This window comes from Cellvibrio sp. OA-2007 (assembly GCF_000953825.1).
In the GTDB taxonomy this organism is placed as follows: domain Bacteria; phylum Pseudomonadota; class Gammaproteobacteria; order Pseudomonadales; family Cellvibrionaceae; genus Cellvibrio.
Window position 1 is genome coordinate 205,220 of the sequence record NZ_BBUL01000095.1, and the last position, 23,930, is coordinate 229,149.

Sequence of the window (23,930 nt, forward strand, 5' to 3'; positions counted from 1 at the left end):
ATGAATATACTAGGGGGGAGTATATTAATATGAAACTGTCCCAAGGATACTTCCAAATGCAATCTCCCGATATCGATATAAAAGCTCTTCGACATTCGCACGTCTTTAATGAGGGCAACCCATTGGCGGAGCGGAACATCCGTTGGGCTGTGCTATTGACTGCGGTAATGATGGTCGCAGAAATTGGCGGTGGATGGATTTACAATTCGATGGCATTGCTGGCAGACGGATGGCATATGAGTTCCCATGCACTGGCGCTTGGATTATCCGTATTCGCTTATGCGGCGGCTCGACGCCTTGCTCAGGATGCACGATTCTCCTTCGGGACTTGGAAAATTGAGGTTCTAGGTGGCTATACCAGCGCAATTTTCCTTTTAGGCGTAGCTGGTCTCATGATGTATCAGTCAGTTGAACGCCTGTTATCACCAACCCCTATTCACTATGATCAAGCCATTGCAATTGCGGGTATTGGCCTGCTGGTTAACCTCGTCTGTGCCTGGTTGCTCAAGGGTAACCATGCGCACCATCACGACCACCATGATCATCATGCAGCAGATGGCCACCATCATCACGACTTGAATTTGCGCTCGGCTTATCTACATGTGCTGACGGATGCCGCGACCTCAGTTCTGGCGATTGTGGCGCTGATAGGCGGCAAACTGTGGGGAGCGGATTGGCTCGATCCCTTAATGGGTATTGCTGGGGCTGTGCTGGTGACAGTGTGGGCTTATGGTCTATTGCGTGATACGGGGCGTGTTTTGCTTGATGCAGAAATGGATGCGCCGGTAGTGGCTGAAATTCGTGACGTTATTGCCGCAAGTCCAGTCAAAGCTGATATTACCGACTTACACGTTTGGCGCGTAGCGAAAGGTAAATATGCCTGTATTCTTTCACTTGTGACAGATGGTGATGTCCGTCCGGATTACTTCAAAGAACAATTGGGTATTCATGAAGAGTTGGTGCACATTACGGTGGAATTAAATGGTTACTCCACTCAGGTATTCCCGACACATTGAGACTAGCTAAAAATGCAAAGAGTGTGAACCTTGACTATTAATCAGCCCGACTGCTGGACTGTCTACTTACAATTGAATATGCTTTAGGTCATTCTTCCTATATGTTTATCTTATGATTACTGCGCACCGTCATCAGCACTGGATAATCGCACTGCTAATTCTGATCTTTTTAGGTCAGTCGTTGGCGGTAGTGGCTATGCCATGTCAGTTGATGGAGACTAGCTCCGCCAACGATCATGATATGACGGCAATTGATCACTCGATGATGGGAATGCATCACGATATGAGTCAGATGGGATCCTCTGACACTAATTCCGACTTCAATCAAACCCATGACTGCTGCAAAACAATGAGTCACTGTTCGTCCAGCAGTTGTTCGTTACCAGCGCTCGCCTATAGCTTGTCCGTAAACGCCTTAATCGAAAACAGTTTGGTTACTGATTCCTATAACAATCAAACGCCTAAATCTCCCGTATCTTCGCTCTATCGCCCACCCATTTTCCGTTAATACAGGACAGCTACGCCTGAATTTTGGCGCACAAGTCCACCGACTTATTAACGGGAGCCTCTACTGCTCCTAATCCTAAATTGATGTTTAACAACCTCAGGTTGTTTAGGAGCATCTATGTTTAACCTGCGTTTTCCCCGATTGCTTTTTGCATTCCGGGTAGTCATGTTGGCGTTATTCAGCGCCAGTTTTGCTCACGCCAATTCGTTGGATTCATCAGTAACCTCCGCCTCATCGCAGCCAGTACTGGACGTGTACAAAAGCCCGACCTGCGGCTGTTGCGAGGAATGGATAGACCATCTGCACTCCAACGGCTACCAATCCAAAATTCACCACCCTGATGACCTCAATGCCATCAAAAACCGCTATCAAATTGCCCCTCAATTTCAGTCATGCCACACCGCTGTATCGGCTGAGGGGTATATTTTTGAGGGGCATATCCCTGCGTGGGTAATTACCCGCTTTCTGGCTGAAAAACCCAAAGACGCTCTCGGGCTCGCGGTACCTGGTATGCCGGTTGGCAGCCCCGGCATGGAAATGGGCCAACGATTCACGCCTTATGACGTGCTGTTACTCAAAGCCAATGGTGGCAGCGCGGTTTATACCCGTATCACCACTCTACAACAGTCTCACTAAGGAGAATTGGGCATGAAAATTCCCCCCACCTGCATTGCCGGGATTGACCAACTGCCGGAATTAGCAACTGCTGATCACAATCTTCCGGCCACGCTAAACACGGATTCATCTGCGCTGATAGATCAGCGGGGGCAATCCCGGCGTCGCTTTGTACTTGGGGCTTCATCGTTGTTAGCTCTCAGTACATTACCGATATCCGGACGCCTTTGGGCAGCATTGCCTGCGGCAGTGAATGGCCCCGAAACGCTATCAGGCAATCAATTTGACCTGACCATCGGCTACCAAAAGGTCAACTTTACCGGCAAGCAGCGCATTGCTACGACAGTCAATCAAAGCCTGCCAGCTCCGGTATTACGCTGGAAAGAAGGTGAGCGTGTGACCTTACGAGTCACCAACACACTTGATCACGACAGCTCCATCCATTGGCATGGAATGATTCTGCCCTCTGAAATGGATGGGGTGCCGGGAATGAGCTTTAACGGCATTAAACCGGGCGAAACGTTTGTGTACGAGTTTGATGTCCAGCAAAACGGCACCTATTGGTATCACAGTCATTCGGGATTCCAAGAGCAGACTGGCTTGATGGGCGCCATCGTTATAGACCCCAAAGATCCCGACCCTGTGGCGTATGACCGGGACATGGTAGTGCTACTGTCGGACTGGACCGACACCGCCCCGGAAAAAGTCTATGGCACCCTGAAAAAGATGAGCCATTACTACAATTTCCGTGAGCGTACGGTGGGTGATCTGGTGCGCGATCTGAAAACCAAGGGCTTGTCTGCCACATGGAAAGAGCGCGCTATGTGGAACCAAATGCGCATGAGCGAAACCGATATTTCGGATGTGACCGGATATACCTACACCTATTTGATGAACGGTGTTACTCCGGATCATGGTTGGTTAGGGATCTGCAAACCCGGTGAAAAAGTGCGTTTGCGTTTTATCAACGGCGCGGCCATGAGTATCTTCGATGTTCGAATTCCCGGTTTGAAGATGACGGTGGTGGCAGCCGATGGCCAGAATATCCAGCCAGTAACGGTTGATGAATTTCGCATAGGTGTGGCTGAAACCTACGATGTCATCGTTGAACCAGCCGCTGATAGTGCCTACACGATATTTGCCCAAAGCAATGACCGCACCGGCTATGCGCGTGGCATCTTGACCACCGATATCGCCTTGCGTGCCGAAATACCCGCGATGGATCCAGCCCCCACTTTAGGTCACCGTGAAATGGGGATGGATATGTCCGGCATGGATCACAGTGGTCACGATATGGGTGGCATGAGCCAGGATATGTCGGCAATGAAAGGCATGGATCATTCGAGCCATGACATGAAGGCGATGGATCACAGTGGCCATGATATGGCGGGAGGCATGGCGGGGATGGATCACAGCCAACATTCAATGCCTGCAATGGAAGGAATGGATCATTCGGCTCACGACATGAAGGCAATGGATCATAGTGGCCACGACATGTCCGCGATGAAAATGGATCACAGCCAGCACAAGGGCAAGGCGCGGCTGGCCAAAGCTGGTTTTGGCAGCAATTTTGACCCTCTCGCCAACATTAACCACGCAGAGTCGGAATTTGGTCCTCATGTAGACAGTCATGCCGAAGCCCCCAAAAGTGGACTGACTGATCCCGGTATTGGTCTGCGCGATCACATGAAGTTATACGGTCGCCGGGTATTAACCTATGCGGATCTTCGCGGTCTTCATCCCACCCATGACAAACGAGAACCCTCACGGGAAATTGAGTTGCATTTGACCGGCAATATGCGTCGCTATATGTGGTCGATCAACGGCCTCAATTTCGCCGATGCCAAACCGCTCGAACTGAGTTATGGGGAACGTGTACGCATCATCCTCATTAACGACACCATGATGACCCACCCCATTCATCTGCATGGCATGTGGAGTGAATTGGAAACTGGGGATCCGGAATACATTCCACGCAAACACACCATCATCGTTCAACCCGGAGCGCGCATTAGTTACCTCGTCACGGCTGATGCTAAAGGTCGATGGGCTTACCACTGCCACTTGCTTTACCACATGCCCGGCATGATGCGTGAAGTGCGGGTCATTTAGGAGATAACAATGAAACCATTATCTGGAAAATTCGCCCTGAGCTTATTCGCTGTGGCCTTGCTTCACAGTATCCCCACGCTTGCCCACGAAGGCGATGATCCACTCCTGGCACGAGTGATGATCGACCAATTGGAATGGCGCGACGCCGAGGATGCTGAACCCTACGTGCTTGAGGCGCAAGGCTGGATTGGGAAAGACCTCAATAAGTTATGGATTAAAACCGATGTAGAGCAAGTGGATGGTGCCATCGAAGAGGCAGAAATCCAGGCGCTATACAGCCGCGCTGTTGCTCCTTTTTGGGATCTTCAAATGGGCTTTCGCCAAGACTTAAAACCAGAACCGGATCGTGAATGGGGTGTTATTGGCATTCAAGGTTTAGCACCTTATTTTTTCGAAGTTGATGCAGCACTTTTTATTGGTGATTCGGGTGATACCGCCGCGCGTTTGTCGGCGGAATATGAATGGATGTTCACGCAAAAGCTGGTGTTATCCCCTGAAATTACCCTCAACTTTTATGGCCAGAATGATATGGATCGGATGACGGGTTCGGGGCTTGCCGATGGCCAAGCTGGATTGCGATTGCGTTATGAAATCCGCCGGGAGTTTGCGCCTTACATCGGCGTTAATTGGACAAAAAGTTTCGGCAATACCGCCGATTTTGTACGCGAACATGGGGAAGCCTCCAGCGATACCCAATGGGTTGCGGGCATTCGTGCGTGGTTTTAAATCACGCGGTTCTACTTAGTTTTTATCAACAAACAATGAGGAATTCACAATGAAAAAATCACTATTAGGCTGCGCTTTGGCGCTCTCTGGTTTATTAATGATTGCACCGGTTTTTGCTCATGATCCAGCGGAACATGCCATGACGGCAGAAGCGCCGGATTGTGACGCAATGAAAAATATGGATCACTCCAAGATGGATATGAATGATCCGGTAATGCAGGCGTTAATGAAAAAGTGCAGCACCAAATCGGCTGATATGGATTCACACAAAGATATGGAAAGCATGGATCACGAGAAGATGGAAGGCATGAATCACGAAGGTATGGACATGGATAAATCTACCTCCAGCGCAAGTCATGAGGGGCATGGCAATCATTAATCGGTTATACGCGGTTGCTCATTGCATGTCATGAGCAACCCGCGATATTGCAACAGATGACGGCGCATGCAGTACATCCATTCTTGAATTAGGAGAGCGATTTTATGAAGACCATTAAATGGATAATTCTACTTGGCGTTGCCGCACTAGCTGCTGCATATCTTTACATCAACGCAGGGCTGTATCCAAGTTAATTTTTGTCGTCTATGTCATCCAATAAAAAATTGCTGCATATATTTAAGTTTATTTTTTATTTGTGAATTTTAAATTTTCATAGTTCAACATTAATGTCACTATTTTATGATAAACCTAACAAAACAAATACGCCTGTCGCTTTAGTCATCATGACTGACTGAAAATTTGTAAAAATTTGTTTGCTTTACGGCATTACTGCCTTTACTTTTCTGAAATTAATGCAACAATTCGCCACCTGACACGAAGACATTACAACTCTAAGGAATAGATTCTGATGACTGTCGCATGAAATGTTTAAAAGTTGATCTGATAAAACAAAAGGAAATTTTATGAGTATGATTGAGCAGTTGATCATCACAAAAGATCGTTTTGCTAAGCAAAAATCAGAACTTGTCGGGTACGTATTGCACCAATTAAAGGCGTATAAATCTGGCGCCGTACAGCGCTACACTGATAATATTTCGTTTTTTGAAGAACACATAAGTCGCAATTTATTGACCAAAAATAACAATAATTCACACGCGACAGCAGTCTCACCAACTGACGATAAAAATCTTCAATTTGATCCTTCACCCGAAGAATTCGTCGGGGAGTGGCTATTGGTTTCGCAAAAAATAATAAATGAATTTGCTGCGGTGACACGTGATGAACAATGGATTCATTTGGATGTGGCTCGGGCGCAGCGCGAACTTCCATGCAAATCAACAGTAGCGCATGGTTTTCTAATTTTATCGTTGGTTCCCGTACTTACTGCTCACAGACAGTTTTTTGATACAAAGGGAAAACCAGTTAAATCCATTATTAACTGCGGCCTATTAGAGGTTCAATTTCTAGCCCCACTCAAATCGGAAACTTCTGTTAGAGCTAAAACCAAGCGACTCTCTGTTGAATCACAAAAAAATGGCTACAAGGTCACAGAGGAAGTTGTTATAGAAACAAATGCACATAAATCAATTTGTAGAGCTGTAGTGATTTATCGATTGATTTTCTAATTTCTGTCGAACTCTCGACGAAGGATTATTTTTTAAACTACGCTACTTAAGGAGCGATCATGCAACAACTATCTATCACCCAATCATTACGAAATATGGGCATTGACCCGCTTAAAGCTTCCGTGGCATCCGTTTCTGAACTCTATCGCCTACCTCAAGATAAGCTTGATGCGATTAAAGCAGAGTTGATTATCGACAGCTTTCGTTTTCACTATGAAAATAATCGGTATTACCGCGAAGCCTGTGATGAAAAAGGCATTACACCTGCAAGCGTCAATACATTTGACGACCTAATCAAGATCCCCCTCATTCCAATTGCAAAATTTAAATCGGCAAGCAATCACGAACTGCTATCCAAACCACTGAATGCCATCGAACATGAAATGCGCAGTACAGGAACCAGCGGCATACCCAGTGTTTCACGTCGTTGTGCGCCAACAATTGATTTGGCGGTATCTGCAATTTACGCCATGTACCGTGAATTCTTGGGTATCTCCAAAGGGGCAGGCTTATATATTTGCCCGTCAACCGAAGAAATTCCAGAGATGGGTATGATAAAGGCGTTGAATATGTTGGCTGGCCTTTTGGATACGCATCGCTTTATGGTTCGGGAAGAGCGTTTTGTTCCTGAAGATGCTATCGCCCAACTTACCAATTGGGAAAATCAATTTACCCGTCACATCATTGGCCCACCATTTTTGATTCATCGCTTGTTGCAATTCCTGAAACAAACCGGCCAAAAATTGACACTTGATAAAGGCAGTATGGTTATCACGTTAGGTGGCTGGAAACGCTTCACAGGTCAGATGATCTCCCGTCGTGAATTTGCTTTGTTGTGTGAAGAGTACTTGGGAATCCCACCGAGCGGCATTCGCGATATTTATGCGCTAGTTGAATCCAACGTAATGGCAATCGATGACGAGCATCAAGTTAAGCACGTGTCTCCCTATGTTCACTTTAGCGTGCGTGACATGAATGATTTAAGCAAGGAAGTGGCGGATGGCGAGCATGGAGTATTGGCAATTCTCGACCCACTTGCGCTAGCTACGCCAGGGATGATTTTGACTGAAGATATAGTATCGCTCGTTCCTGGTGAGAGTCCTTCAGGTCGCAGTGGCCAGCGTATGGAATACATCATGCGTGCACCATCCTCACTGGAATTTGGATGTTGCGCCGTAAATCTCGAACGCAAAATGGATGAAGACGAAAAGGCTGAGAATAGCTGCCCCGTCACTGCCTGATCTTAACAGCGCTATAACGGTGGGGAAGAACCAGAACCCCACCGAATTTCCAAACGTACAAACGTAAAGGAATTGTCATGTTTAACGACATTATTGTTCGAAATTTTTCTAACCCAACCCATGCGGCTGAATTGGTGCAATCCACCAACACTATAGAGCTGGGTAATCCGGTTTGCGGTGATCGCATCAAAGTACAACTCAATATTCAAGACGGCCTAATTCTACAAGCAGCCTATGCTGCTTGGGGTTGCGCGACATCTTTAGCAACAGGCAATGTTTTCTGTCAAAAAATTCAAGGCACAAGCGTTGCAGATGTATGTAATTTATCGAAAGAGGAAATCGATAAAATGCTCGGGGATCTTGAGCCTGCACAGCATCACTGTCTGGAAATGCTTCATAACTTGTTTGCCAAACTTCAGCAAACTTTTCACGCATAGTGATGAGGAGCCCTACCATGTCTATACAAGGATATTTTGACTACAACGCAACTACACCTGTGTGCTCAGAAGCAATAAATGCGTTTGTAAATGCAGCGAAAGCGTTTGCTAATCCGTCAAGTAAATATGCTCTGGTCAAACCTGTAGGCGCATTTTTAAGTGAGGCGCGAGAAAGCTTATGCAAGTTGGTCGGTTGCGCAACAGATGAGCTGTTCTTTACGTCAGGCGGCACAGAGTCGAACAATTGGGCATTAAAGGGGGTATTTCTGCGTGAATTTACTGCCGCGCCTGGGGAGTCCGCCCACATCATTATCTCCGCGCTGGAACACTCTTCTATTCTGGAAGTGGTTCGGTATTTGGAGCGTACATTCCATTGTGAGGTGAGTCGTTTAAATCCTGACAATGAAGGCATTATTTCAGCTGAATCGGTACTCGCAGCCCTGCGCCCTAATACCCGCGTCGTCAGCATAATGCTCGCCAATAATGAAGTCGGTTCTATTCAGCCAATCTGTGACATCTCACGGGTATTACGAGACCGGAATATTCATTTTCATGTAGATGGAGTTCAAGCGGTCGGAAAGATCAAAGTGGATGCGCATATGCTGGGTATGGATACCTTGTCATTTTCAGGTCATAAATTTTACGGCCCTAAAGGCTGTGGCGGCCTTTACATTCGCCGGGGTGTAACTCTTGAGCCTTTGATACACGGTGGTGGTCAGGAGCGTGGCTATCGTGGCGGCACCGAGGCTGTAGCAATGATCGTTTCCATGGGGGCTGCTGCCAAATTGGCGAGCGAGCAACTCGACGAAAATTTACAGCGGTTTGCGCAGTACTCTGATTTGTTACGCAAGCAACTGACGCAAAAAGTTCCGACGGTCGTTTTTAACGGCCCTAAAAATCTCTCCATGCAAGTACCGAATACCTTGAGTATTTGCATTCCGGGAATACGGGCAGAAGCACTCGCCGCAATTCTGGATAACTTGAACGGTATTCAGGTCAGTTTGGGATCCGCGTGTAGTAATAACAAGACAATGTCGTTATCGCATGTATTACTTTCAATGGGTTTGACGGACGAGGAAGTGAAATCAACTTTGCGAGTCAGCGTGGGGCTTTATACGCAGGAAGAGGACATAAAGTTTTTCACCGACGCTGTTGCCAATGCCGTGTCCATTCTCAATCGAATCAGTAAACCCGTGAGCGAAGATCATGTCCTTACCACTTAATCATGTACAAACAATTGTTTCCTGTATCGAACACTACGTCCAAACTCGTCCGGATGAACGTGCATATGTTTTCCTAGAGGATGGTGATTCGCAAGAATTGTCGTTAACGTATAAGGAATTGCAAACGCGAGCTCAACAACTTGCCACAGGTTTGCGAAGTGTAGATCTCAAAGATCAAGCGATATTACTTTTATTTCCTGCCGGTTTGGATTTTGTCGTGGCATTTTTTGCGTGTTTGTACGCAGGTGCGATAGCAGTGCCAGCCAATTTGGCAAGAAACGGTCACCACTACGCTCGACTAAAACAAATTATTCAGGATTCAAATGCGAAGGCGGTTTTAACGACAGAATCATTGAAGGCAGTAACCATGACTGGACTGTCCAATGCGGGTATCAATTTGGAATCCATCAGCGTGCTTGCTGAAGTAGAGACTGCCAGTGCTCTAATTGAAGACAATCTTGTCGCAACGCTTAATCCAAATTTTCCAGCATTTATTCAATACACATCCGGATCAACCGGCAATCCAAAAGGCGTCATTGTTACTCACGCACAACTGATTGCGAATGAGCGTGCAATTCAGGTGTCAGCAGATATGCCTGAATTCGCCGTAGTGGGTGGGTGGCTCCCGCAATTTCATGACATGGGACTGATAGGCGCGATGTTGCAGCCGCTCGCTATGGGTGGTTGCTATATATTTATGTCTCCACTGCATTTTATTCAAAGCCCCCTTCGTTGGTTACGGTTATTGGGGAAATACAAAGCAGTTGCCACTGCCGCACCTAATTTTGCATTGGAGCATTGTGTAAAAGCAGCGAAAGCTGGTTCGGTTGAGGGTATTGATTTAACGGCGTTAAAAACAGTTTTTTGTGGAGCAGAGCCGGTCGCACAAAAAACATTATCGGAATTCAATGAATTCTTTTCGGTATGCAATTTACATCCGGACACCGTTAAACCTTGTTATGGCCTCGCGGAAGCGACCCTGATCTTGTCAGGTGGAATTGCTGATCGCGCACCACGCTATCTATCGGTTGATCGTGAACAGTTGAAACTCAACCAGTTACATATCGTGGACGAATACTCAGAGCACGCAAAGAAGGTGGTATGTTGCGGAAATGCCGTGAAAGATCATGAGCTAATAATTGTCGATCCGGACACCCACCACGTATTGAGTGACAGCTCGGTCGGGGAAATATGGGCGGCCGGTCCAAGTATTGCCGCTGGTTATTGGCAAAATCCGCGCGCAACGTTGGCAACCTTCAATGGTTACACTGCCTGTGGGCGCGGTCCGTTTATGCGAACTGGGGATATGGGATTTTTGCGCGAGGAAGGATTGTTTGTAACAGGCCGCATCAAAGAGTTGATGATCATTCGTGGAAAGAACCATTATCCCCACGATATCGAAGAAACGTTGATTAACGTTCTCGCTGAAAATTTATCCATTCAGGCTGCCGTGTTTGCGGATGAGTACGGCAATGCACCAGGCGTCGCTGCCTTTATCGAATTGCCACGACGTGGGCCCAAGTTAGACACCACAGACCTACAAGAGCTTGTCGGAAAATTACGATCAGCGGTTACGCAAATTCATGACCTTCAGCTCAAGGATATTTTCTTTTTAAGTTTCGGCGGAATACCGCGCACATCAAGTGGTAAAACCCAGCGGCTAAAATGTGCGGAAATGTATCAAAACACCTTGATTGATGTTGATCAGCGTCTTGTCTTCTCAACGCGGGCTGCACGGCAAGCCCCGGCCCAATTAACTCCCGTTTCTGCCATGGCAGTTTAATTTTTAGTGAAAGGAAACCATCATGAATCTTCCTATGCAAACTCCCGTTGTTGCACAAAGTGTGGCTGATGTCAGTGCGATGATTCGTCAACACCTGACGCAACAATTGAAGGGCGATCATCCTGATTTTAATGAAGAGGTTCATGACAACATGTCCTTCGATTATATAGGTCTCGATTCTTTTTCCCGCGTAAATATGCTGACTGAATTAGCGAAACATTTCGGTGTAAAGCTTGAGCCTACGGCCGCTTACGATTTTGTCACTGTCGGTTCACTTGCCGAATTTATCTGGTCAGAGATATCCGGAACCCCCATGGATATGAAAAAGGCTCTGGGTATTTAAATGTTGGATTGTCTTGTTGTTGGGGCGGGCCATTGCGGCCTGCTATGCGGTAATCTGCTTGATCGGAAGGAGTTGTCCTACCTCATCGTTGATGGCGGCGAGAACATCGGTGATGTATGGCGGCATCGCCCGAAAAGTTTGCGACTCTTTACTTCACGCCAATTCTGCAAACTGGCTGGATATTCTCTGCCGGGGGATCCGGAGGGTTATGCAACCGGACAAGAATTTGCTGAACATATGGCCAATTTTGCTGCTATTAACGATTTAAAATTGCAATTAAAAACGCAGATAGTAAATCTCACTAAAGTGGGTGATCATTTCGTAGCAAAAACCCAAACGGGCCAGGCTATCCACGCTAAAACGGTCATCAATGCCAGTGGTGCCAATCAAGTGTCGATTGTTCCGCCGTTTGCCAAAAATCTCTGGTCAGAAGTTCAACAAATCCGCTGCTCTGATTATGTTGATGACACAGCCATAGCTCCAAATTCCAATGTTGTCGTATGTGGCGATGGCGCAACCGGTCGGCAAATCGCAGCGGAACTATCTGGTAAACACAATGTGACGCTTGCATGCGGCCGCGTGCGCAAGTTGGTACCCAATCGTATAGGCGGGCATGACATTTTCTGGTGGCTTCACAAAGCTAGAGTACTCTACGCAAGTTCCCGATCACCCATCGCCCGCATTCTAAAAAGGCGCGACCCCATACCAGTTGCCTACGCTAATAACGCCGCGCTGATCCAACAAGGTGTCGATATCAAGCCTCGGGCTGTGAACGCGGAATTGAATAATATACTGTTTAGTGACGGTACTGTTGTGCAAGCCGATGTTGTTATCTGGTGCATCGGTTACAAAGAAAATGTCAGTTGGTTGCGTCTGCCAGGAGTTAATTCGGTTGATGATCTGGTTGCGAAAAAAGGAATCACTCCCGAACCAGGGTTTTTCGTTGTAGGTAGAAAATGGTTGTCTTGCCGTGCTTCAGAATTAATCTTGGGTGCTGATCGCGACACAACACGCGTTGTGAATTTTGTTCAAGAATATTTGGCGCCAGCAATAAAAGTTACGCAGGAAGGATATCAATCGTCATGAGATCGTTTTTTTATACCGTTTTACGTTTCCGTGTTTTATTCATAATCTCTGTTGTGCTAATGACGGTTTTCTTGGCATTGCAGATCAAGAATTTAAAAATTGTCATCAATCCAACCACAATGTTACCCCAGCACCACCCGAACGTTATCGGCACAAACACGGCCGAAGAATTGTTTGGCTCCAAGCACGTGGTTGTTATTGGTGTAAGCGCTGCAAATGGTGAGACGGCGTTGACGCCCGAAGTGCTTACCGTTATTGAAGCGTTATCAGATGAGCTTCCCAAAATTGAGGGAGTGAAAGGCCATACATTAATGAGCCTTGTTGCGAACAAAGCAAAAGCTATCTCAGGAAAAGCGGAAGAAATGGTGATCGAGCCTATGCTGGAGGCTCCGTTTACCCAAGAATCAATTGATTCATTAGAAAATCGTATTGCCGCCAATCCGATATATCAGGGCACATTGGTGTCGGCGGATAGACGAGTTGTTTCGGTATCGTTTGCGATCAGTGCAGGCGACGGCGGATTTCGTCAAATTATGGATCAGGTGCAAGCCGTTATCGAAGCTCAACGATCAACTGGTGTAACGATTACCGCCAGTGGGACGCCAATATTTTTTGCACAGGTTGAACGGTTCGCGCAACGCATGGGTATTTTGTTTCCTATCGCCCTGATTATTATTGGTCTTATTCATTTTGAAGCGTTTCGATCCATTCAAGGTTTAGTGCTTCCACTCGTCACAGCACTTCTCGCTGTAGTCTGGGGGCTTGGCATTATGGGTCTTGCGCGAGTGCCGATGGATGCATTTAATGCAACGACTCCAATTCTTATTCTTGCAGTGGCAGCCGGTCACGCGGTTCAAATTTTGAAGCGCTACTACGAAGAATATGATCGCCAGCGAACCCAGTTTCCCGACCTCCCTCCTAAGGAGGTGAACCAGACGGCTGTGATTGAATCGCTAACAAAAGTTGCACCGGTAATGATGACGGCTTGTGGAGTAGCGATTGTTGGCTTCTTTTCCTTGATTACCTTTGATATCGCTACCATACGCACGTTTGGCATGTTTACAGGCTTGGGCATACTCAGCGCACTGCTAATCGAAATGACCTTCATTCCCGCATTGCGTAGCATTTTACCGCCGCCGAAAACACGAAGTTCAGAAGCACTGCACAATATTCCTTCAAAATGGGATCGATTGGCGGACAGCTTTAGCGATTTAGTGCTTATCCATTACAAGCGCGTTTTGCTTGTATTCGGTGTCATAGCATTAGGTGGGCTTGCCGCTGCCGTCAATATCAATCAGGAAAACTCTACTAAAAGTTATTTTGCTGAAAATATTTCAGTTCGTCAGGACGATGCATTTTTAAATTCACATTTGGCGGGCACGAATACGTTATATGTTGTCTTTAAAAGTTCGCGGGTTGATCAAATGAAGGAGCCCGAAGCGCTGCAGTTAATTGAGCAGACCCAACGCTACATCGAGGAGATGGACGGCGTCGGAAAAACGGTATCGTTGGTGGATTTCATCAAGCAAATGAATCAATCCCTAAATGATGGAAAACCGGAATTCCGTCAGCTCCCGTCCACATCAGAACTAATATCTCAATATCTGTTTCTCTACTCGCTATCTGCGGATCCAGTCGATTTTGATTCGTATGTCGATTATGACTACCAAAACGCCAATTTAATTGTGTGGATGAAAAATGACAGCAGTAAATTCTCACAAGCTACGGTTGAGCAGATACGGACTTTTCTCGCCCCAAAACTTGCTAGCACTGGGATAGATATTTTGATCGGCGGGAGTGTTCCTCAATCATCGGCGTTGAGCGAGACGCTGGTAGAAGGAAAAATTCGCAATATCCTTCAAATGATGGCCGTTGTATTTGTCGTCGGCATCGTTATTTTCAGATCGTTTTTAGCCGGTGTATGTTTGGTTATTCCGCTTGCGATTACGGTGCTGATTAATTTTGGCGTAATGGGTCTTACTGGCATCCCATTGAATACACCCAACGCTGTGAGTTCGGCAATGGCAATCGGTATTGGGGCAGACTACGCTATTTATTTGTTATACCGCATGCGCGAAGAGTTGCGTGGGCATGACGATTATGATCGCGCGTTAAGAAGCACAATGAGAACAGCTGGAAAAGCCATTGTCTATGTTGCAACGGCAATTGCGGGAGGCTATTCAGTCCTGATGTTATCAAAAGGATTCTACGTGCATATCTGGTTTGGTGTGTTAATCGTTACCTCGATGTTAATCAGTGCAATTGCAGCGTTGCTGGTTGTGCCCTCACTCTTAAAGTGGTTTCCATTGAATTTTTTACGTAACACTTCATCAGAACCTGCCAAAGCGGCGACAGCAACATTCCCTTGCTTGGCGCTGGCTCTCATGTTTGCCTTTTTAACTCCCAATGACAGTTATGCGGCTGAGTTGTCAGCACAAGACGTCATGGAAAAAAATTATCAGGTAACCCGTGTGATTAACTCAGTGTCAAATGCAACATTTACGCTGACGAATAACAAGGGTCAGCAACGCGTAAGGCAAACCTTTGGTGTTACCGCGTTGGAGAGCGATGGAGCAATCAACAAACGCGTCATCCGATTTTTATCACCCAATGACGTCCGCAACACCACAACGTTATTGGTTGAGAATCTGGGCGGAGAAGATGAAATTTGGGTGTATCTGCCAGCGATGAAAAAAAGCCGTCGCATTTCATCCGACAACAAAAAAAGCAGCTTCGTCGGTACCGACCTCTCTTATGGGGATATTCTTGGGCACAAGCCGCAGGAGTGGATCCACACGTTGGTGAGTCAAACTGATACGCAGTACGTGGTTGATTCACTGCCAAAGACAGCTGAAGTGGGGAAAAAAGCCGGTTATAGCAAGCGCACTACCTGGGTAAACAAAACACATTTTGTTGCCGATAAGATGGAATTTTACGATCTGTCCAGCAAGCATCTAAAAACGGTTTTGAATACCAATATTCAAAACGTCGATTCCGCTAATCAGAAATGGCAGCCCATGAACGTTGCTGTGACCAACCATCAAACAGGTCATTCAACCCAGGTGATTATGGAGTCTTATAAGGCCAATACGGACGATGCTAAAGAATCCTATTTTTCCAAACGTTATTTGGAGAAAGAAGAATAATTTGATGAGTAAATACGCGTTTACCCGATTGCTCTCGGGTGTCTCAACTGTTATCAGTTTGTCTGCTTGCGATCTCGCGGCACAGACACTTCCCTTCGGCGAATGTCGGTTGGGTTATTGGTCGTCTACCCGTAATCTAGATAATGCCGAGGACGTTGGCCAAGCACTGTGTTTTGTTAACTGGAAGCCAGCGATATCCGAGCACACGTCTTTTAACCTAAACGTCCAGGCGCATGAAACTAATCACAACGACGTTACCGGGGATCGTTTCAATCCGCGTGAGGCATATTTTTCAATTGAGTACGATCAGTGGTCGGTACGCGTGGGACGACAAATTATTGCGTGGGGCCGAGCCGATAGAATTAATCCGACTGATTATTTCTCTGCACGTGATTTCACTTTGCTAGTACCGGAAGATGAAGATCAGCGGAAGGGCATCAACTCACTGCAAGTGCAATATAATTTTACCGACGAAACCACATTTGCTGTGGTGCTCGCCAGATTCGAAGATCATCGAATTCCAACCGGTCAGCTGCCGCCTAACTTGACGCTGGAAGCGGAACCGGATGATGCGGAGTACGCGTTCAAGATTGATCATACCGGAGAGCAATTCGATTGGTCCCTTTCTTATTTTCATGGTTATGACCGCTTCTTGCGATTCGTACCCGAAGTATCCTCTCCTTCCCCATTCTTAAGGGGATATTACCCTGTAGCAAAATCCATCGGATTGGATTTTGCTACAGCTTTTTCCTGTTGGACCGCGCGTGGTGAGATTAGCCACTCTCAATTAAATCATACTGACATTGATCAGCTCACTGAAAATGATCGAGGGGTAACGCGAGCCACATTTGGCATGGACCGTGATTTTTTTGACGCAGCCAATATTAATATACAAATGTTTTTTATCGACCGTAATTACCCCTTAGCATCATCAACTCTTACATTACCCATCCCATTTTCTGCCGGGATCGACCGACTTAATAGCGATTATGACTCTTTCGAAAAAGGCTTCACGTTACGTATTTCCAATCGTTTTATGAATGACCGATTGAAATTTGAATTAAGTGCGATCAGTGACATTAATCACGGTAGTTACTTGATAAGATCTCGGGGATATTTTTCTATGAATGACAGCGTAAAGATCACGCTAGGATGGGATAACTTTTCAGGAAAGCAACAGTCGTATTTCGGTAGTCGAAAAAAAAATAACACTGCATTTACCGAGTTGACGTATATTTTCTAACGATAACCGAGGTAACAGACTATGGATTTAACAACGCTTTTAGCACCATCCCGCATTCTTGATTTCAATTCACCGAATATTCAATCGCTAATTAAACAGCGACGCTGGAAAGAAATGCCGCAAGAACAGGCGGCAAAAGAAATATATAATTTTTGTAGAAATGAAATTCCCTTTGGCTACAACGCCCAAGCTGATGACATGAAAGCGTCTGCCGTTCTGAGTGAAGGACTTGGACATTGCAATACCAAATCTACATTGCTCATGGCCTTATTCCGAGCAATTGAAATACCTTGCCGCCTGCATGGATTTACAATTGATAAAAAATTGCAAAAAGGGGCAATTACGGGACTCGTATATTGGCTGGCTCCTAATGAAATTGTACATACTTGGGTTGAGGCGTTTTATCAGGACAACTGGATTTCGTTGGAGGGCTTGATTCTCGACGAAGCCTATCTAAAAAGTGTTCAGAAAAAATATCCTGATTGCCATCATCCATTTTTGGGTTATGCGGTGGCAACGCAGGATCTTCAGAACCCGAATGTTGAGTGGACGGGTAAAAGTACGTTTATTCAAAGCGAAGGAATCAAACAGCGATTCGGCATTTTTGCTACCCCTGATGAGTTTTATGCAAAGCATCCCACTAACTTGAAGGGTATTAAAGGGTGGCTATACCGCCACTATTTTTACAAAAAAATGAATGCTCATATTGCGCAGATAAGAAACGATGGAGTTCCAGGTTTGCAGTCATGCTGCGACCCCAAATAACGGCAATCGAATTAGCAAGCTCAGCTGTAGCTGAGGAGAATAAATTGATATATCCTAATTGGAATATACTATCCGGGTGTTGCTCCAGGTGAGAATTCGTCCTGTTCATAAAACATTTGTGCTCCTTGCATTGCTCCTGTGGCTGATGATCGGCTGGTCAGGCGTGCATGGGCATTTCTGTTTTGATGGACAGGAACCTCCGGTTTCAATGCACTTGGATGTTATGGATGATCATCAAACCCACCACACGCCAGATGAATTGCACCAGGATATTGATGTAGAAGTATCCAAGTCGGTTCTGGCAAAACTCCTGAAATTTGACCCATCATTACCGATACTGCTGGCAGCGATTTTTGTATTGCTGGCAGTAAAGTCCACACCGTTATTCTTCTTTTACCAAAATGCTCATCATCCCCGTCGTCGTGCCGGGATTCGCCCCCCACTGCGCGCCCCTCCTGTAACTTCCTTCTGATTGTTATTAACAGCCCTGTAATAACGGGCGTTTTTGCATTTTCCGAGTCACGCTCAGGGTTCCTGTAGCGGCGTCGGAAACTGCCAATTAGATTGGAGTTTTCTATGCAACTTTTCCATCGGGCAATGGCTATTTCGGCTATTGCTGTGTCCTGTAGCGCGTTTTCAGTAGCGGCTGCGGAGTCAACATTATCGCTAAGCGAGGCCGTTCGCGCCACGTTACAGCACAACCCTCAGCTCGTCGGCTATAGCTTCAAAGCCAATGCCCTCGCAGGGGAAAAACAAACAGCCGCACTTGGACCTGAGCTGCGGGTTAACACCGATCTTGAAAATGTGGCTGGCTCCGGCGCCTTTAGCGGGACTAAAGCCAGTGAGTTAACCATTTCCTTGTCTTCTGCCATTGAGCTGGGCGGGCAACGTGATGCCAGGATCGATCTGGTCACTGCTCGCCAGCAACAATTAGCGTCATCCCAGCGTGTGATTACATTGGATGTGGTGACAGCTGTTACACAGCAATTCATACGCCTGTTGGTTGCGCAGGAAGAACTCACGCTTCAGGAGGAGTCCCATCAGTTACTTCAACAGACCCTGACTTCACTTACCCGGCAGGTACAAGCGGGTGGCACTGCCGAAAGTGAGCTTTTGCGCGGCAACGCCGCACTAACCCGCGCCACGCTGGCGTTGCGACAAGCGAGTCAGCGAGTCAGGACGGAAAGAATCAAGCTAAGTGCATTTTGGGCTGATACCTCTCCAGACTTTACCGCCGTAAAAGCAGATCTCTACGGTGTTCCGTCACCCACATCCTTGCCTGTTCTGCTGGAAAAACTATCAAATAATCCTGATCTGGCATTTCTCTCAGCTGAGATCGATGTCCGCTCGGCAGAAGTGCGCCGAGCACAAAGCGAGCGTCGCCCAGCGCTGGAATGGAGTGCGGGAGTTCGCCGCCTTCAGGAAAGCGATGACTCTGCTGTGGTGGTTGGACTGAGTATGCCCTTGGGTAGCGGTGGGAGAGCTCGTGGCGCAATCGCCACGGCTACCGCCAACCAACAACAAGCGGAATGGTACAAAGACGCAACACGAATCCAACTGGAAGCCCAACTGATCGCCGCTTACGAAACTCATCAGTTAGCCGTTGATGAAGTGATGGTGTTGCGTGACCAGATCCTTCCGTCTTTGAAGAAAGCTATGCGCAGCACCGCAAATGCATTTGACCGGGGGCGCTACAGCTATCTGGAATTAAACCTTGCGCAAAGCCAATTGCTGGAAGTCCAGCAAGCGCTGGTGGAAGCCGCTGCCCGCATGCAGGAAACCCGAATTGAGCTGGAGCGAATGATTGGCTCCTCCCTGAACGAACAGAATGTTGAGGTTAACCCATGAAAACAACGAATAAACGCCTAACGAAACCTGCATCCAAAAATCCGTTGAAATCCGCTCCGGGAGTGGTTTTTATTTTTGCATTATTACTGGTGTTTTTTGTTGCCGATATTTACATGGCCAGTGCAGCAGCGGAGAGCGATGATCACCAACATAAGGAAGATGAACACACTGAGGAGCCCAGCTTATCTGGACACGACCATGCGGACGGTGAGAAGCATGAAGACGAAGATAAGCAAGGGGACGAAAAGAAACATGAAGATGAAGATGAGCATGGCCATGAGGAAAGTGGTGGACATGGTCACGAGGATGAGGAAGGAACCAGTCAAATCGAAGACACCATGGCACAAACTGTGGGTATTGTGACGGAACGCTCCGGTGAACAAACACTTCATCAAACAATCGTCACTTATGGACGATTAACCACAGCCCCTGAGAAAACCAGTCATGTGCGAGCACGATTTTCAGGCGTTATATCCTCCGTCCAGGTAACCATTGGAGAGACAGTTGCAGCCGGTGATCTTCTCGCTGAGGTCGAATCAAACGAGAGCTTGCGAAAATACGCTATCCGCGCGCCCATTGCCGGGATGATTGTGCAACGACATGCCAATCCTGGCGAAGTCACAGGAGAGGAGACATTGTTCTCTATTTCGAGCTTCGACAGTTTGTGGGCCGAGTTGCGTATTTTCCCTTCCCATCGTTCCTCTGTCACAACCGGGCAAGAGGTTTTCTTGGGAATTAGCGGGCAAAAAGTTAAAACTAAGATTGAACACCTTCTCCCAGCCGATAACGAGCAGCCGTATCTTATTGCACGCGCAAAACTAAACAACGATATGTCAATGTTCTCTCCCGGTTCTATGACGGAAGGACGTATTGTTATCGATGAATTCAGCGTGGATGTAGCCGTAAAAATAGACGCGCTTCAGATCCTAGGGGGGCGTACCGGGGTTTTTGTCAAACACGATAATAAATACGAATTTATCCCTCTAGTGGTGGGGCGAAAAGATGACAGCTATGCCGAGGTGATATCTGGCCTGAAACCAGACATCGAGTACGTAACCCGAAATAGCTATCTCATTAAAGCTGATATCGAAAAATCTGAAGCCGAGCACGAACACTAAGGGGTGTAGCATGATTGATTCACTACTACGCTTAGCCATCGAGCGGCGTTATCTGTTTTTAAGTTTTGTTTTATTAATCGTCGGCATCGGATATTGGAGTTATCAAAAACTCCCTATTGATGCCGTACCCGACATCACCAATGTACAGGTGCAAATTAATACCGCTGCACCCGGTTATTCGCCTTTAGAAGCCGAACAACGAATTACTTATCCTATAGAAACCGCGCTGGCTGGCTTACCCAATTTGTCCTATACCCGGTCGTTATCCCGTTATGGTTTATCGCAGGTTACCGTGGTGTTCGACGAAGGTACCGATATCTACTTTGCACGGAACCTTATCAACACAAAACTGGGGTCGATGAAAAGTGTGCTGCCTCCCGGCATGGAACCTGAAATGGGACCAATCTCGACGGGTTTGGGTGAGATATTTATGTATACCGTTCAAGCGGCTCCCGATGCACAAACGGAAGATGGCAAACCTTACGATTCCACCGCCTTGCGTGAAATTCAAGATTGGATAATCAAACCCCAGTTAGCGCAAGTTAAGGGTGTGGTAGAAGTAAACAGTATTGGTGGCTATAACAAGCAATATCACATTATGCCAGACGTACAGCAACTCCTGCACTTCGGTGTGTCGATGGACGATTTAGTTGGCGCACTTGAATCCAATAACGACAACCGTGGGGCGGGATACATTGAACGCAATGGGCAACAGTTACTGGTGCGCTCGCCGGGTCAACTGGAAACGCTGGACGACATTGCTAATGTCATTGTTGCGCAGCACGATTCCGTCCCCATCAAAATCAGTGATGTTGCCGAGATTGCTATCGGAAAAGAGCTTCGAACCGGTGCCGCAACCCAGGACGGTGTCGAAACTGTCCTAGGTACAGCAATGATGCTCATCGGGGAAAACTCACGCACAGTGGCGCGAGACGTAGCAGCAAGGCTGATTGAAATTCAAGCCTCTCTCCCCGAAGGCATAGTTGCCACGCCGGTTTATGATCGTACAGCACTGGTCGATAAAGCCATTGCTACGGTCAGCAAAAACCTTCTGGAAGGCGCGTTATTGGTGATTGTGGTGCTTTTCCTTTTGCTCGGGAATTTGCGTGCGGCACTGATCACGGCGGCAGTAATTCCATTGGCCATGCTGGCGACGATAACCGGCATGGTAAAAACCGGGGTGTCAGCAAACTTAATTAGCCTAGGGGCACTGGATTTCGGGATCATCGTAGACGGCACCGTGATCATTGTGGAAAACGCTATACGACGATTATCCCATGCCCAGCGCGAAGGAACTCTTAGTCTGCGTGAACGCTTGGAAGTGGTTTTCGAGGCAACCTCGGAAGTGATTCGGCCCAGCCTGTTTGGTGTCGCCATCATCACGGTGGTTTATATCCCGATTTTCTCCCTCACTGGAGTGGAAGGCAAAATGTTCCACCCCATGGCGGCAACAGTCGTGATGGCACTTGTCGCCGCAATGGTTCTATCCCTCACAGTTGTTCCGGCTGCTGTCGCGGTTTTTTTAAGTGGAAAAATCAGTGAACAAGAAGGCGTTGTCATTCGCGGTACGAAGCAAATGTATAAGCCTTTATTGTTGCTGGCATTTAAATTCCGTTGGTTTGTGATTGGCGGCGCGACCGGACTTGTCATTTTCTGCGCATGGCTGGCCACGACACTGGGGTCTGAATTTATTCCTCAACTCAACGAGGGCGATATCGCCTTACATGCCATGCGAATCCCTGGTACCGGCCTCGAACAAGCGGTGGAGATGCAGGAAGTTCTAGAAAAGCGTATCAAATCTTTTCCCGAAGTGGATAAAGTTTTTGCCCGCATAGGTACCGCCGAAGTTGCAACCGATCCGATGCCTCCAAATGTCGCCGATAATTTTGTTATTTTAAAACCGCGTTCCGAATGGCCCAATCCCAATAAAACCAAAGAGCAACTGGTTGAGGAAATGGAAAAATCGTTAGAAGAATTACCGGGCAATAATTATGAGTTCACCCAACCCATACAAATGCGGTTCAACGAACTTATTTCAGGGGTCAGAGCCGATCTTGGCATAAAAGTGTTTGGCGATGACCTGGATCAGTTGGTACTGACGGCTAATGACATACTCGAAGCACTCAGTAAAGTAGAAGGTGTGGCCGACGCGCGTGTCGAGCAAGTAACAGGATTGCCAACACTCTCGATCATTCCAAATCGAAGTGCGTTGGGACGCTATGGCTTGAATGTCTCAGCACTTCAAAATTGGGTTGCCTCTGCCGTTGGTGGTGAAAGTGCAGGTATCTTGTATGAGGGCGATAGACGCTTTGAACTCATCGTGCGATTACCCGAGGCTGTGCGGCGCGATGTCGAGAAACTCCAGTTTTTACCTGTGCCATTGCCTAACGGTGATTATGTTCCACTCGCTGAAGTAGCAACCATCGACATTTCTCCCGCGCCTGCACAAATTAGCCGGGAAAATGGTAAGCGTCGGGTCGTTGTGACTGCAAATGTCCGGGGTCGAGACCTGGGCGGATTTGTGCAAGATGTTAAAGCGCAAATTGCCGCCAAGGTGGATATGCCTCCAGGGTATTGGTTGGATTATGGTGGCACGTTTGAGCAACTCGAATCGGCAAGTAAGCGCCTTTCTCTTGTGGTGCCACTGACACTGCTACTTATCATCGGCATTCTCGTCATGGCTTTTGGCTCACTAAAAGATGCGTTAATTATTTTTAGTGGAGTGCCGTTGGCGCTCACCGGTGGAGTGCTGGCGTTAGCCATTCGAGATATGCCTATGTCCATATCGGCGGGCATAGGTTTCATTGCACTTTCTGGTGTGGCAGTACTCAACGGTTTAGTCATGCTCGCTTTTATTCGCGATCTCTGGCATGAAAAAGGCGATTTGATGTTGGCTGTGACGGAAGGAGCGCTTGTTCGTTTACGTCCCGTCCTCATGACCGCATTAGTGGCAAGTCTTGGTTTTGTGCCAATGGCACTCAATACGGGAACGGGCGCAGAAGTACAGCGCCCCTTGGCCACAGTTGTTATCGGCGGGATCATTTCCTCAACGCTACTGACTCTGTTGGTGTTACCGGTTTTATATCACTGGCTTCATAGCAAGTTTAGCTCGACTCCATCAAAGACTTAACTTTCTAAGAAGGCTTAGTGTTTG

20 protein-coding genes are annotated in these 23,930 nt (G+C 47.1%); all 20 read left to right on the forward strand.

Going from position 1 to position 23,930, the window contains the following annotated elements:
* Window positions 1–29 precede the first annotated feature (29 nt).
* The 20 genes from dmeF to AWU77_RS16705 all read left to right on the forward strand — a co-directional run bounded on the left by dmeF (window position 30) and on the right by AWU77_RS16705 (window position 23,906).
* On the forward strand, window positions 30–1,016 hold the full coding sequence (gene dmeF, locus AWU77_RS16615) for a CDF family Co(II)/Ni(II) efflux transporter DmeF (protein ID WP_304413307.1): 987 nt from the start codon (window positions 30–32) through the stop codon (window positions 1,014–1,016).
* Between the two features lie 112 nt (window positions 1,017–1,128).
* A complete protein-coding gene (locus AWU77_RS20190; RefSeq protein WP_084618505.1) occupies window positions 1,129–1,524 on the forward strand; it encodes a hypothetical protein in 396 nt (131 codons plus the stop codon).
* A gap of 117 nt (window positions 1,525–1,641) precedes the next feature.
* Entirely contained in the window at window positions 1,642–2,160 is a 519-nt protein-coding gene (locus AWU77_RS16620; RefSeq protein WP_193747553.1) for a DUF411 domain-containing protein, read from the forward strand.
* Between the two features lie 168 nt (window positions 2,161–2,328).
* On the forward strand, window positions 2,329–4,251 hold the full coding sequence (locus AWU77_RS16625) for a copper resistance system multicopper oxidase (RefSeq protein ID WP_238582500.1): 1,923 nt from the start codon (window positions 2,329–2,331) through the stop codon (window positions 4,249–4,251).
* A 9-nt stretch (window positions 4,252–4,260) separates the two neighbouring features.
* Window positions 4,261–4,977 carry a copper resistance protein B gene (locus AWU77_RS16630; protein WP_062065800.1) on the forward strand — a complete coding sequence of 239 codons (717 nt, stop codon included), beginning with the start codon at window positions 4,261–4,263 and terminating at the stop codon, window positions 4,975–4,977.
* 97 nt (window positions 4,978–5,074) lie between these two features.
* Window positions 5,075–5,356, forward strand: a complete 282-nt coding sequence (locus AWU77_RS16635; RefSeq protein ID WP_062065977.1) for a hypothetical protein — start codon at window positions 5,075–5,077, stop codon at window positions 5,354–5,356.
* 524 nt (window positions 5,357–5,880) lie between these two features.
* A complete protein-coding gene (locus AWU77_RS16640) occupies window positions 5,881–6,543 on the forward strand; it encodes a MaoC/PaaZ C-terminal domain-containing protein (RefSeq protein ID WP_062065804.1) in 663 nt (220 codons plus the stop codon).
* 59 nt (window positions 6,544–6,602) lie between these two features.
* Entirely contained in the window at window positions 6,603–7,784 is a 1,182-nt protein-coding gene (locus tag AWU77_RS16645) for a LuxE family acyl-protein synthetase (RefSeq protein WP_062065807.1), read from the forward strand.
* 77 nt (window positions 7,785–7,861) lie between these two features.
* Entirely contained in the window at window positions 7,862–8,221 is a 360-nt protein-coding gene (locus tag AWU77_RS16650; RefSeq protein ID WP_062065810.1) for an iron-sulfur cluster assembly scaffold protein, read from the forward strand.
* Between the two features lie 17 nt (window positions 8,222–8,238).
* A complete protein-coding gene (locus tag AWU77_RS16655; RefSeq protein ID WP_062065813.1) occupies window positions 8,239–9,444 on the forward strand; it encodes a cysteine desulfurase family protein in 1,206 nt (401 codons plus the stop codon).
* Window positions 9,428–11,227 carry a fatty acyl-AMP ligase gene (locus AWU77_RS16660; RefSeq protein WP_062065816.1) on the forward strand — a complete coding sequence of 600 codons (1,800 nt, stop codon included), beginning with the start codon at window positions 9,428–9,430 and terminating at the stop codon, window positions 11,225–11,227. Before AWU77_RS16655 ends, AWU77_RS16660 begins: the two co-directional genes overlap by 17 nt.
* Window positions 11,228–11,249: 22 nt before the next feature.
* Window positions 11,250–11,570 carry an acyl carrier protein gene (locus AWU77_RS16665; RefSeq protein ID WP_062065820.1) on the forward strand — a complete coding sequence of 107 codons (321 nt, stop codon included), beginning with the start codon at window positions 11,250–11,252 and terminating at the stop codon, window positions 11,568–11,570.
* Entirely contained in the window at window positions 11,571–12,656 is a 1,086-nt protein-coding gene (locus AWU77_RS16670) for an NAD(P)-binding domain-containing protein (protein ID WP_062065823.1), read from the forward strand. It abuts the gene before it with no gap.
* The gene (locus AWU77_RS16675; protein ID WP_062065826.1) at window positions 12,653–15,802 is read left to right on the forward strand and encodes an MMPL family transporter; all 3,150 of its coding nucleotides are present in this window, start codon (window positions 12,653–12,655) and stop codon (window positions 15,800–15,802) included. The genes AWU77_RS16670 and AWU77_RS16675 overlap by 4 nt, the downstream gene beginning before the upstream one ends.
* A 4-nt stretch (window positions 15,803–15,806) precedes the next feature.
* A complete protein-coding gene (locus tag AWU77_RS16680) occupies window positions 15,807–17,045 on the forward strand; it encodes a hypothetical protein (RefSeq protein ID WP_152625386.1) in 1,239 nt (412 codons plus the stop codon).
* Window positions 17,046–17,066: 21 nt separating this feature from the next.
* Window positions 17,067–17,810 carry a transglutaminase family protein gene (locus AWU77_RS16685; protein WP_062065832.1) on the forward strand — a complete coding sequence of 248 codons (744 nt, stop codon included), beginning with the start codon at window positions 17,067–17,069 and terminating at the stop codon, window positions 17,808–17,810.
* Window positions 17,811–17,898: 88 nt separating this feature from the next.
* A complete protein-coding gene (locus AWU77_RS16690; RefSeq protein WP_152625387.1) occupies window positions 17,899–18,282 on the forward strand; it encodes a hypothetical protein in 384 nt (127 codons plus the stop codon).
* 104 nt (window positions 18,283–18,386) lie between these two features.
* Window positions 18,387–19,658 (forward strand): TolC family protein, encoded by a 1,272-nt coding sequence (locus tag AWU77_RS16695; RefSeq protein WP_062065837.1) that lies wholly within the window; start codon window positions 18,387–18,389, stop codon window positions 19,656–19,658.
* The gene (locus tag AWU77_RS16700) at window positions 19,655–20,776 is read left to right on the forward strand and encodes an efflux RND transporter periplasmic adaptor subunit (protein WP_084618508.1); all 1,122 of its coding nucleotides are present in this window, start codon (window positions 19,655–19,657) and stop codon (window positions 20,774–20,776) included. The genes AWU77_RS16695 and AWU77_RS16700 overlap by 4 nt, the downstream gene beginning before the upstream one ends.
* Before the next feature lie 10 nt (window positions 20,777–20,786).
* Complete coding sequence (locus tag AWU77_RS16705) at window positions 20,787–23,906, forward strand: efflux RND transporter permease subunit (protein WP_062065840.1); 3,120 nt, start codon at window positions 20,787–20,789, stop codon at window positions 23,904–23,906.
* Window positions 23,907–23,930 lie beyond the last annotated feature (24 nt).

Coding starts and splice junctions, on each gene's coding strand:
- AWU77_RS16645 (WP_062065807.1), top strand. CDS start 6,603: ATGCAACAACTATCTATCACCCAATCATTACGAAATATGGGCATTGAC.
- dmeF (WP_304413307.1), top strand. CDS start 30: ATGAAACTGTCCCAAGGATACTTCCAAATGCAATCTCCCGATATCGAT.
- AWU77_RS16700 (WP_084618508.1), top strand. CDS start 19,655: ATGAAAACAACGAATAAACGCCTAACGAAACCTGCATCCAAAAATCCG.
- AWU77_RS16680 (WP_152625386.1), top strand. CDS start 15,807: ATGAGTAAATACGCGTTTACCCGATTGCTCTCGGGTGTCTCAACTGTT.
- AWU77_RS16675 (WP_062065826.1), top strand. CDS start 12,653: ATGAGATCGTTTTTTTATACCGTTTTACGTTTCCGTGTTTTATTCATA.
- AWU77_RS16665 (WP_062065820.1), top strand. CDS start 11,250: ATGAATCTTCCTATGCAAACTCCCGTTGTTGCACAAAGTGTGGCTGAT.
- AWU77_RS20190 (WP_084618505.1), top strand. CDS start 1,129: ATGATTACTGCGCACCGTCATCAGCACTGGATAATCGCACTGCTAATT.
- AWU77_RS16655 (WP_062065813.1), top strand. CDS start 8,239: ATGTCTATACAAGGATATTTTGACTACAACGCAACTACACCTGTGTGC.
- AWU77_RS16660 (WP_062065816.1), top strand. CDS start 9,428: ATGTCCTTACCACTTAATCATGTACAAACAATTGTTTCCTGTATCGAA.
- AWU77_RS16685 (WP_062065832.1), top strand. CDS start 17,067: ATGGATTTAACAACGCTTTTAGCACCATCCCGCATTCTTGATTTCAAT.
- AWU77_RS16705 (WP_062065840.1), top strand. CDS start 20,787: ATGATTGATTCACTACTACGCTTAGCCATCGAGCGGCGTTATCTGTTT.
- AWU77_RS16620 (WP_193747553.1), top strand. CDS start 1,642: ATGTTTAACCTGCGTTTTCCCCGATTGCTTTTTGCATTCCGGGTAGTC.
- AWU77_RS16635 (WP_062065977.1), top strand. CDS start 5,075: ATGATTGCACCGGTTTTTGCTCATGATCCAGCGGAACATGCCATGACG.
- AWU77_RS16630 (WP_062065800.1), top strand. CDS start 4,261: ATGAAACCATTATCTGGAAAATTCGCCCTGAGCTTATTCGCTGTGGCC.
- AWU77_RS16695 (WP_062065837.1), top strand. CDS start 18,387: ATGCAACTTTTCCATCGGGCAATGGCTATTTCGGCTATTGCTGTGTCC.
- AWU77_RS16650 (WP_062065810.1), top strand. CDS start 7,862: ATGTTTAACGACATTATTGTTCGAAATTTTTCTAACCCAACCCATGCG.
- AWU77_RS16670 (WP_062065823.1), top strand. CDS start 11,571: ATGTTGGATTGTCTTGTTGTTGGGGCGGGCCATTGCGGCCTGCTATGC.
- AWU77_RS16640 (WP_062065804.1), top strand. CDS start 5,881: ATGAGTATGATTGAGCAGTTGATCATCACAAAAGATCGTTTTGCTAAG.